The organism is Haloarcula sp. CBA1122 (assembly GCF_009741785.1).
In the GTDB taxonomy this organism is placed as follows: domain Archaea; phylum Halobacteriota; class Halobacteria; order Halobacteriales; family Haloarculaceae; genus Haloarcula; species Haloarcula hispanica.
Genome location: NZ_WPCB01000082.1, coordinates 1 through 8,648, shown reverse-complemented (window position 1 = coordinate 8,648; position 8,648 = coordinate 1). Strand labels below are relative to the sequence as shown.

The 8,648-nt window shown below is 64.6% G+C and carries 6 protein-coding genes and 2 pseudogenes; 5 read left to right on the top strand and 3 right to left on the bottom strand.

The features are described from left to right. Positions 1 to 342 (top strand): annotated as a pseudogene (locus GJ630_RS18700) (hypothetical protein); the annotation flags it as partial. Between the two features lie 48 nt (positions 343 to 390). Continuing rightward, positions 391 to 1,140, top strand: a complete 750-nt coding sequence (locus GJ630_RS18695) for a metallophosphoesterase (RefSeq protein ID WP_191450678.1) — start codon at positions 391 to 393, stop codon at positions 1,138 to 1,140. A 19-nt stretch (positions 1,141 to 1,159) separates the two neighbouring features. Here GJ630_RS18695 and GJ630_RS20665 read toward each other — a convergent pair whose 3' ends face one another. Continuing rightward, positions 1,160 to 2,008, bottom strand: coding sequence for a class 1 fructose-bisphosphatase (locus GJ630_RS20665; protein ID WP_014040547.1), 849 nt, complete (start codon positions 2,006 to 2,008; stop codon positions 1,160 to 1,162). Positions 2,009 to 2,185: 177 nt separating this feature from the next. On the opposite strand from GJ630_RS20665, the gene GJ630_RS18685 reads away from it, so the two are divergent. Next, complete coding sequence (locus GJ630_RS18685) at positions 2,186 to 5,020, top strand: DEAD/DEAH box helicase (RefSeq protein ID WP_191450677.1); 2,835 nt, start codon at positions 2,186 to 2,188, stop codon at positions 5,018 to 5,020. 23 nt (positions 5,021 to 5,043) lie between these two features. Here GJ630_RS18685 and GJ630_RS18680 read toward each other — a convergent pair whose 3' ends face one another. Together GJ630_RS18680 and GJ630_RS18675 are read right to left on the bottom strand one after the other, a co-directional pair. Continuing rightward, positions 5,044 to 5,781 carry a sporulation protein gene (locus tag GJ630_RS18680; RefSeq protein WP_050007420.1) on the bottom strand — a complete coding sequence of 246 codons (738 nt, stop codon included), beginning with the start codon at positions 5,779 to 5,781 and terminating at the stop codon, positions 5,044 to 5,046. A gap of 176 nt (positions 5,782 to 5,957) precedes the next feature. Further along, entirely contained in the window at positions 5,958 to 7,094 is a 1,137-nt protein-coding gene (locus GJ630_RS18675; protein ID WP_050038175.1) for a PAS domain-containing protein, read from the bottom strand. A 194-nt stretch (positions 7,095 to 7,288) separates the two neighbouring features. On the opposite strand from GJ630_RS18675, the gene GJ630_RS18670 reads away from it, so the two are divergent. Continuing rightward, a complete protein-coding gene (locus tag GJ630_RS18670; protein ID WP_242493333.1) occupies positions 7,289 to 7,906 on the top strand; it encodes a zinc ribbon domain-containing protein in 618 nt (205 codons plus the stop codon). 35 nt (positions 7,907 to 7,941) lie between these two features. Next, positions 7,942 to 8,648 (top strand): annotated as a pseudogene (locus GJ630_RS18665) (DNA mismatch repair protein); the annotation flags it as partial.

Sequence of the window (8,648 nt, the reverse complement as noted above, 5' to 3'; positions counted from 1 at the left end):
CCGGCCCGGCGATCGAGTCCCCCGAGCCGACCGGCTGACGCGGCCACGAGCGACGCACCCGCCGAGACGCCCGAAACAGCGACCGACGCCGCAGCCGACGAGACCACACCAGACGAGTCGGCGAGCGAGGACGCGCCTACCGAGGACGTGGACCTCGAAGACGCCGTCATGGCGGTCATGGATGACCTCGACGACGGCAGTGGGGCCGACCGCGAGGAACTCCGCTCGACGGTCGTGAGCCGCCACGGCGCGGACGCCGATGCCGTCGAGGACGCCATCCAAGACGCGTTGATGGGCGGACGCTGCTACGAGCCCGAGGACGGCAAGCTCACACCCATCTGACGCACCGAGCCGCGGTCCTTTTCTCCCCTGCGACCCAACCGAGCGCAGATGCGTGTCGAACCGCTTCCCGACGTCCCGGCGGCCACCGTCGATACTGACGGGGAGCGACTGCTGGCGGTGGCCGATTATCACGCCGGCATCGAAGCAGGACTGAGGTACGAGGGGGTCGAACTCCAGTCGGCCGCCGAGGCCCGCCGGGAGCGGTTGCTGACATGCCTGAGACGCGCCCGGGCCGACCGGCTGGTCGTCATCGGCGACCTGGGCCACGCCATCGGCGACCCGTTCGCAGACGAGCGAGCGGAGCTCGAAACGCTGTTCGACGCCCTTGACGTGCCCGTGACACTGGTGAAAGGGAATCACGACGGCGGTCTGGAGCCAGTCTTGTCTGACCTCGACGCCGATGTTGAGGTAACACCGGGACACGGAACCCGTCTCGGTTCGGTCGGGTTCGCCCACGGCCACACCTGGCCTGCGCCGGACGTACTCGAAGCGGATGTCGTCTGTGTCGGCCACGAACATCCCGTCGTCCGACTCGAAGACAGCGTCGGTGGGGCCCAGAAGGAGCGGGCCTGGCTCCGCGGCTCGCTGGTGAGTGAGCCCTTCGCCGAACAGTTCGACCAACCAGTCGAGAACGCGCCGGACATCGTCGTCTTTCCGGCGTTTAACGACCGCTCCGGCGGGACGTGGGTCAACGTCGACGGCCAGGAGTTCCTCGCCCCGTTCCTGCCCGAGGGCATGGCGGATACCGAGGCGTTCCTGCTTGATGGCACGCGGTTAGGGGCCTACCGACAGGTCTGAGCGGGGGGTCTGGACCCGTTTAGGTCTCTGAAAGTTCCGCTTCGAGTTCGTCGACCAGTTCGGTGTTGCCGAGGAACGTCGGCGTCCGGTCGTGGATACCGTCCGGTTCGACGTCAAGTAGGGACTTCGAGCCGTCGCTTGAGGCCCCACCGGCAGCCTCGACGAGGTACGCGAGCGGCGCTGATTCGAAGTGGACCCGAAGCTTACCGTTTGGGTACCCCGACGTCACCGGATACCCGAACAGCCCGCCGTATTCGAGCACCTGTGCCAGGTCGGCGACGGTCGCGCCGCCGTAGCGGAGCTTCAGGTCCCGCTCGAAGGACTGGGCGATGTCGTTGAACGCGTCGCTTCGCTCGCCAGTCTTGCCCGCTAACCCGACAACAGTCGCCTCTGCTGGCAGTTCGAACTGGCCCCAGCGCTCGCTGTGCCCGTCCCGGAGGAGGTGCTCCTGAACGACATCGCGGTCGGACCGGGCGATTGTCAGCGTCGTGTATGGGCCGTACAGCACCATCAGCGATGCGACCATTTCCCGGCCCGCCGCGGGCAGTTCAGCGTCGTAGACCCCGATTATCGTCCCCACGGAGTTGTTCGAGGCGAGGTTCGAGGAGCCATCGAGCGGGTCGATGGCGATGCTGTAGCCCTCGCCACAGTCGACCACGTCGCTACGTTCCTCGCTCGCGTACGCGCCGATGCCGTCGATGTACGCGAGTGCGTCGAAAAACAGGTCATCGGCCCACACGTCGCCACCGACCTGTTGCTCCCCACTCGGGTTCTCGCCAGCGGCTCTGTTGGCGTAGTTCGCCAGGTTCCCGCTAACGTAGTGGGCCGTGTCCTTTACCGCCCGTTCGATCTCATCAAGCGTGTTCACAGGCCATCACCGGCCGCAGTTGCACAGGCGTCAGTCATGGTTCCACATATCCCAGGGCAACGACATAAGGCTGTACCCGTCGCTCCCCCGCAACGCCCGTAATGCCCTGGTTACCAACGGGGGACGAGAGAATATGACACAACGTGTTTAACCCGGTGTAGTCGCTAGAGGGGGGCGATGACTGACGGGGTCGCTCGCGGCGATGACGCCTTCACTGCGCTCGGGCCGGCCGTCCGCAGTGCGCTCTCCGAGCGCGGTTTCACGACGCCGACCGACCCACAGCGAAAGGCGATTCCAACTCTGGCTGACGGGCGAGACGCGCTAGTCGTCGCCCCGACCGGAACCGGAAAAACTGAAACGGCGATGTTGCCGGTCTTCGACGCGCTGGCCGAATCCGAGGACCGCTTTGGCATCGGCGCGCTGTACATCACGCCGCTCCGGGCGCTGAACCGCGACATGCGCCAGCGCCTCGACTGGTGGGGCGAGACGCTCGGTCTCGAAGTAGACGTCCGCCACGGCGACACGACGGACTACCAGCGCCAGAAACAGGCCAACGACCCGCCGGACGTGCTCGTGACCACACCCGAGACGCTCCAGGCAATGCTCACCGGGTCGAAGCTCCGAACTGCGCTGGAGGATGTCGAACATATCGTCATCGACGAGGTCCACGAGCTCGCTGCGGCCAAGCGAGGCGCGCAGTTGACGGTCGGACTCGAACGGCTCCGGGAACTGTCCGGGCGGTTCCAGCGGATCGGCCTCTCGGCGACCGTCGGCGACCCACACGAGGTCGGCCGGTTTCTCACCGGCGGCCGCACGTGTGCCATCGTGGAAGTTGACATCGGCAGCCGGCTGGACATCGAGGTGGTCCGGCCCCAGATTACTGACCGGGACGAGGAACTGTCGAGTTCCCTCGTCACCGACGCGGGAACGGCCAGCCACGTCCGGTTCATCGCAGACCTCATCGACGAAAACGAATCGGTCTTGCTGTTCGTGAACACCCGACAAACAGCGGAGGCGCTTGGCTCGCGGTTCAAGGAGCTCGGAACTGACCTCGGGGTCCACCACGGCTCGCTGTCGAAGGAGGCTCGCATCGACGTGGAGGACCGGTTCAAGGCCGGCGACCTCGACGCCCTGCTGTGTACGTCCTCGATGGAGTTGGGCATCGACGTGGGCCACGTCGACCACGTCGTCCAGTACGGCAGCCCCCGGCAGGTGTCCCGCCTCGTCCAGCGGGTCGGCCGCGCCGGCCACCGCCGGGACCTCGTTTCCTCGGGCACGGTCGTTACGACTGACACCGACGACACGCTGGAGGCGCTGGCGATAGCGAGACAGGCCGAAGCCGGCGATGTCGAGCCCGCCGAAATCCACGACGGGAGCCTCGACACAGTTGCCAACCAGATCGCCGGACTGGTGATGGATACCGGCGAAATTCGGGCGATGCGGGCCTACGAGATACTGACCCGCGCGTACCCGTTCCGGGACCTCGACGAGGCCCAGTTCAAGCAGGTCGTCGAGGAACTCGCAGCGAACAACGTCATCTGGCTCGACGAGGACCGGGACACTCTGGAGAAACGCCGCGGGACCTGGCAGTACTTCTACCAGAACCTCTCGATGATTCCCGACGAGGCCACATACGACGTGGAGGACGTGGCCTCAGGCCAGCAGGTCGGGACCCTCGATGAGAAGTTCGTCGTCAACTTCGCCACGCCCGGCGAGGTGTTCGTCCAGCGCGGGGAGATGTGGCGCATCACGAACATCGACGAGGAAGAGGAAGTCGTGACCGTCTCACCCATCGAAGACCCCGCCGGTGAGGTCCCGTCGTGGGTGGGGCAGGAGATTCCGGTTCCGAGAGCCGTCGCCGCGGAAGTCGGCGAACTCCGTCGTGTGGCTGGTCGGCAACTCCAGGACGGCGCGGACACCGAGGCCGTCGCCAGAGACGTGGCGACTCGCTATGCCGCCGGCCCCGAAACCGTCGTCGACGGGCTCTCGCAGGTGGAAGAACACGAAGGGCCGATTCCGGACGACACGACTATTCTGGTGGAGTTCCACGGCCGGGAGGTCATCGTCAACGCTTGCTACGGGCACAAAATCAACGAAACGCTGGGCCGGGTCCTCTCGGCGCTGCTCGGTCAACGGGCAGGGTCGTCGGTCGCGATGGATGTCGACCCGTACCGGATTACGCTGGAGGTCCCGCGCCGGATCACCGCCGGCGATGTCATCGAAGTCATCGAGGACACCGATCCTGACCACCTCCCAGCGCTCATCGAACTCAGCCTGAAAAACGCCGACGCGCTGAAGTTCAAGCTCGCGCAGGTGGCGACGAAGTTCGGCTCGCTCAAGCGCTGGCGGGGCCGGGGGTCGACTGACTTCGGCCGTGACCGCCTGCTGGCAGCGCTTGAGGACACGCCGATGTATGACGAAGCCCTGCGCGAGGTTCGCCACGAGGACCTCGCTATCGAGGCGACGGCCGACCTTCTCCGAGATATCCAGAACGGCGACGTGGCGCTCGAAACAGTGGGCGAGCACACGCCCATCGGGACCGGCGGCAGTTCCTCCGGGCGGGAACTCCTCTCACCGGAGAACGCCGACGCGAGCGTCATCAAAACCGTCAAGGAGCGCATCCAGAGTGACCGCGTCATCCTCGCATGTCTGCACTGCAAGGAGTGGGACCGCAAACAGCAGGTCAAGCGCGTGCGGGATCAGCCGTCGTGTCCGCAGTGTGGCTCGACCCGCATCGCCGCGCTGAATCCGTGGGCCGAGGAAGTCGTCTCGGCCGTCCGGACCGACGACAAGGACGAGGAGCAGGAGAAGATGACCGAACGAGCCTACCGCTCGGCCTCACTGGTCCAGAGCCACGGGAAGCGAGCGGTGGTCGCGCTGGCCGCCCGCGGCGTCGGGCCCCACAACGCCGCCCGAATCATCAACCGCCTGCGAGAGGACGAAGACGAGTTCTACCGGGACATCCTCCGGCAAGAGCGGGAGTACGCGCGCACGCAGTCGTTCTGGGGTTGAGGGCGGCAACGTACGCCAGCGAGCTAACTCAGTTCCCGAATCGCCTCCGCGAGTCGTGGCTCGATAGCATCGGGGTCAGGGGCTTCTATCGTGAGTTTCGTGTGTCGCTCGTCGGCGTCAGTCACCTCCGAGAGCAGTCCGGCGCTGCGGTCGACCTCGACGTACACCGTAAGTCCGTCGTCGTCGAACACCGGGACGATCTCGACCTCGTCGACCGCGCCGGCGAACTCGCCGCGCTGGGGCCGGAACTCGAACTCCTGAGCGAAGTTCGCCGAGGTAGTGAACAGGCTCCCGGCCGTCGCCTCACAGGCCGAGGCATGGAGCGAGAAACCGAGCGAATCCAGCGCGTCGAACACCGCTTGCGTGCGGTGTGTCGGTTCGACTTCGATGTAATCCTCGTCGCCGGGGTCGACCGCCATCGAGATATCGAGGCCGGTCTCGATTTCGACGGCCGTCGAGCGCGTAGTCACCGGCGTCTCCCTGGGAATATCTATAGTGGTCTCGAAACGCCGCTCCTCACCCGCCCCGATAGTGAACGGTTCGGTGAGTTGCCACTGATCGATGATGGCGTCCTTGTACCCCTCGTCGGATTTATATTCGGTTTCCAGCGCGAAGTAGACCGCGTCGACATCCTGATCCGTCGACCCGCCCTCGACGTGGACCTCGGCCTGGACGGATTCGCCGGCTCTGACGGTATCCGTCGGCAGAATCGTGTCTACTGTGGCCGAGCCGATGCCGATTCTGGAGAGCACGTCTTTCATTCGTGTTGTGAAATTCGACCGTCACAGAGTATAAAGTTCAGGGAGCGACGCTATCGAAAGAATGGGGTTACGAGAGTGCCCGGGCACGTCCGGCTCCGGGCTGAGAGAGCCAGTTGGGACCGTTTCACCCTGACATAGCCGTTTGGAGCCGTCGGTTCCACTGCGGACGCAACCGATCAGTCGTCTGATGTACGTTGACTTATCATGACGACTCCAGCCGTGTTGCCGTCCAAGTCGGTGAGAGAGCGGCCGCTGAACTCATACGTACGGCGGTGCCCGCCGTCGGTGAGTAGGGCGGCCGTAACGGTAGCTCGCCCGCGATCGAGAGACCGATGGACCGCGTCGGTAATCGCCTCCCGCTCGGCTTCGGGAAACAGGTCGGTGATCGGCAGCCCTTCGGCTGCTTGTCCGGTGTGGCCTGTAAGCTCACCCGCCCGTTCGTTGCAGTGCTCGATGTGCCCATCTGCACTGAGGACGAACAGTGGGTCCTCCAGCGCATCGAGCGCTTGCTGGATGACCGCACGCTCCTCCAGTAGTTCCTGTTCGCGGTTGTGACGCTCGGTGATGTCAGTAAACGCAACGACCAGTTGTTCGACCTCGCCGTCAGAGATTATCGGCGTAGCGCTGACTTCGTGGATGACTTCCCCGACCGGGTGGTCCAGTGTCAGCGTGTATTCGATTGTCTCGCGCGTGGCGACGCATTTCCGGTACGCACCAGCGATCTTTCTACTATTTTTCTCCCCAAGTGCTTCAACTGGAGTCTTACCGATAAGCTCTGACTCTACGAGGCCAGTGAACTCAAGCACTCGTGAGTTGCATCGCCGGAATCGGAACCCGTCTTGTTCAACATCGACGAGGAGGAGTCCGTTTCGCGTGTTCTCGAAAACAGCGGCGTACTCTGCTGTGGTTTCCTCCAGTTGCTTTCTCGACTGATACTGCGTGACAGCGTTGCTTATTCGATTGGCTAGCAGCTCGTACTGCTCAGCTCCGGATTGTTTCTGCAAGTAATCAGTCGCACCGGTAGAAATGGCATCGCTTGCAATCTCTTCGCTTCCTCGACCGGTGAACATGATAAACGGGAGTTGCGGGTGTCGCTCACGGACCGCCTGCAAAAATTCAAGCCCGTCTGTCTCGGGCATCTCGAAGTCTGAAACGACACAGTCAGGAAGAGAACGATCCATAGCCTGTAGCCCATCGGTGGCACTTGGGACAGTTTCGACCGTGAACCGCTCGTCTTCACGTTCAAGTAGCTCAGCCGTCACTGTAGCGAGGGCCTCGTCGTCGTCCACAAGAAGAATGCTAACCTCCCCCATATATCATGATAGCAGCCGAATGGATTATCTCTTTGCATAGTTCGCACCAATCATGACATTTAAATTTTAACTAAGTGGATAGGCAACGCAACCGCTCTACGATCTCTTAAGCCGTACTTTCTCTAAGTGTGTCCGAATTCATACTATTCTAATAGCAATGGTTTATCCGGACCACTCAAAGCGCTCGGCGTGCAATGGGGGATATGACCGAGTGGCGCGATGCGTCGGACCCCGCCTGCCCGGAGTGTGGCGAGCCGCTGGAGCCGACGGCGATGGCCTGTCCACACTGTGATGCGTCGTTACTCACCGACGAACAGACGGAGATGCTTGACGAACGCCTGGCCGAGACGCTCGAATCGATGGACGCCGGTGCGCCGACGTGGGCCGTCACGCTCACGGGGCTCTCGCTCGGCGTCGCTATCGCACCGCTCGTGCTGTACGCCGTCGTCATCCTCGTCGGCGATCTCTCGCTTCCCGTGGCCGTCGGCGTCTTGCTGGCCGGCTGGCTCGGTCCAGCCGCGTATCTCTCGCGGCTGCGTAATCCCAGCGAGGTGCTGGCCCGGGGGCTGTACCTCGTCGTCGCCGGCGTGGCCGTCGTCGTGCTCGCAGTCGGCTACGAGGTCCTCCTGTCGGATGGCCCGTCAGTCGTCTCCGAACAGACCGCGCTCGTGTCGCTCGGTCTTGCGATTCCGGCGACGCTGGGAGCACTCATCGCGCGCCGCGCGGCCCGGCGGGCTGACCGGCAGGCCCGCGGGGAGCCGGGGCCGCTGCACGAGCGCTTCGGTATCGACGACGACGAGCCCGACAACTGAAAACGCCTAAGCGGGCCGCCGTTGTCCACCCGTGCATGCGACTGGAGGAGTACTGGGGCATCGGCCCGAAGACGTCCGAACTGCTCACCGAGGAGCTGGGCGTCGAGCGGGCCATCGAGGCCATCGAGTCGGCGGATACGCGTGCGCTAACCACGGCCGGCCTCTCCCGGGGGCGAGCGACGCGCATCCTCCGGCGGGCGACCGGGGCCGAGTCGATGGACCTGCTCGCCACCAGGGACACCCGCGACGTGTACAAGGAACTGCTGGACCTCGCCGAGGAGTACGCGGTCACGGCGGACGCGGCCGACAGCATCCGGGTGCTGACGCCGCTACCGACCCGCGAGGCGATGGACGAGCGGCTGGACGACGTGCTCGAAGCGCGGGATACGTGGGCCGACCTCTCGGAGGCGGACCAGCGGGCCGTTCTCGACGCGTTCGACGCGTTCGACGCTGACGGGGGTGAACTAGCCGCAGTCGACGTGGCGCTCGCACTCCGGGACACTGGCATCGAGAGCGGCGTGTTCGAGCCGTTAGCGGCCCTCGACGGCGAGTCACTGACGGCTGGCCGGGCGGCGCTCGCCGGCCTCGCGGGCGACGGCGAGTCCGTCGGCGAAGGGGCCGACGAGGAACTCGACCGCCTGCGCGACCAGCTCGGGCAAATAGAGGATCTTGCAGCGGCATCAATGGAGGTCGTCGAGGCCGTTCAGGAGGGCGCTCGGCGGCCCGACGAGTTCCAGGACGC

Excerpts from the sequence above, each read along its gene's own strand:
- GJ630_RS18695 (WP_191450678.1), top strand. The coding sequence starts at position 391 with ATGCGTGTCGAACCGCTTCCCGACGTCCCGGCGGCCACCGTCGATACT.
- GJ630_RS18685 (WP_191450677.1), top strand. The coding sequence starts at position 2,186 with ATGACTGACGGGGTCGCTCGCGGCGATGACGCCTTCACTGCGCTCGGG.
- GJ630_RS18680 (WP_050007420.1), bottom strand. The coding sequence starts at position 5,781 with ATGAAAGACGTGCTCTCCAGAATCGGCATCGGCTCGGCCACAGTAGAC.
- GJ630_RS18675 (WP_050038175.1), bottom strand. The coding sequence starts at position 7,094 with ATGGGGGAGGTTAGCATTCTTCTTGTGGACGACGACGAGGCCCTCGCT.
- GJ630_RS18670 (WP_242493333.1), top strand. The coding sequence starts at position 7,289 with ATGGGGGATATGACCGAGTGGCGCGATGCGTCGGACCCCGCCTGCCCG.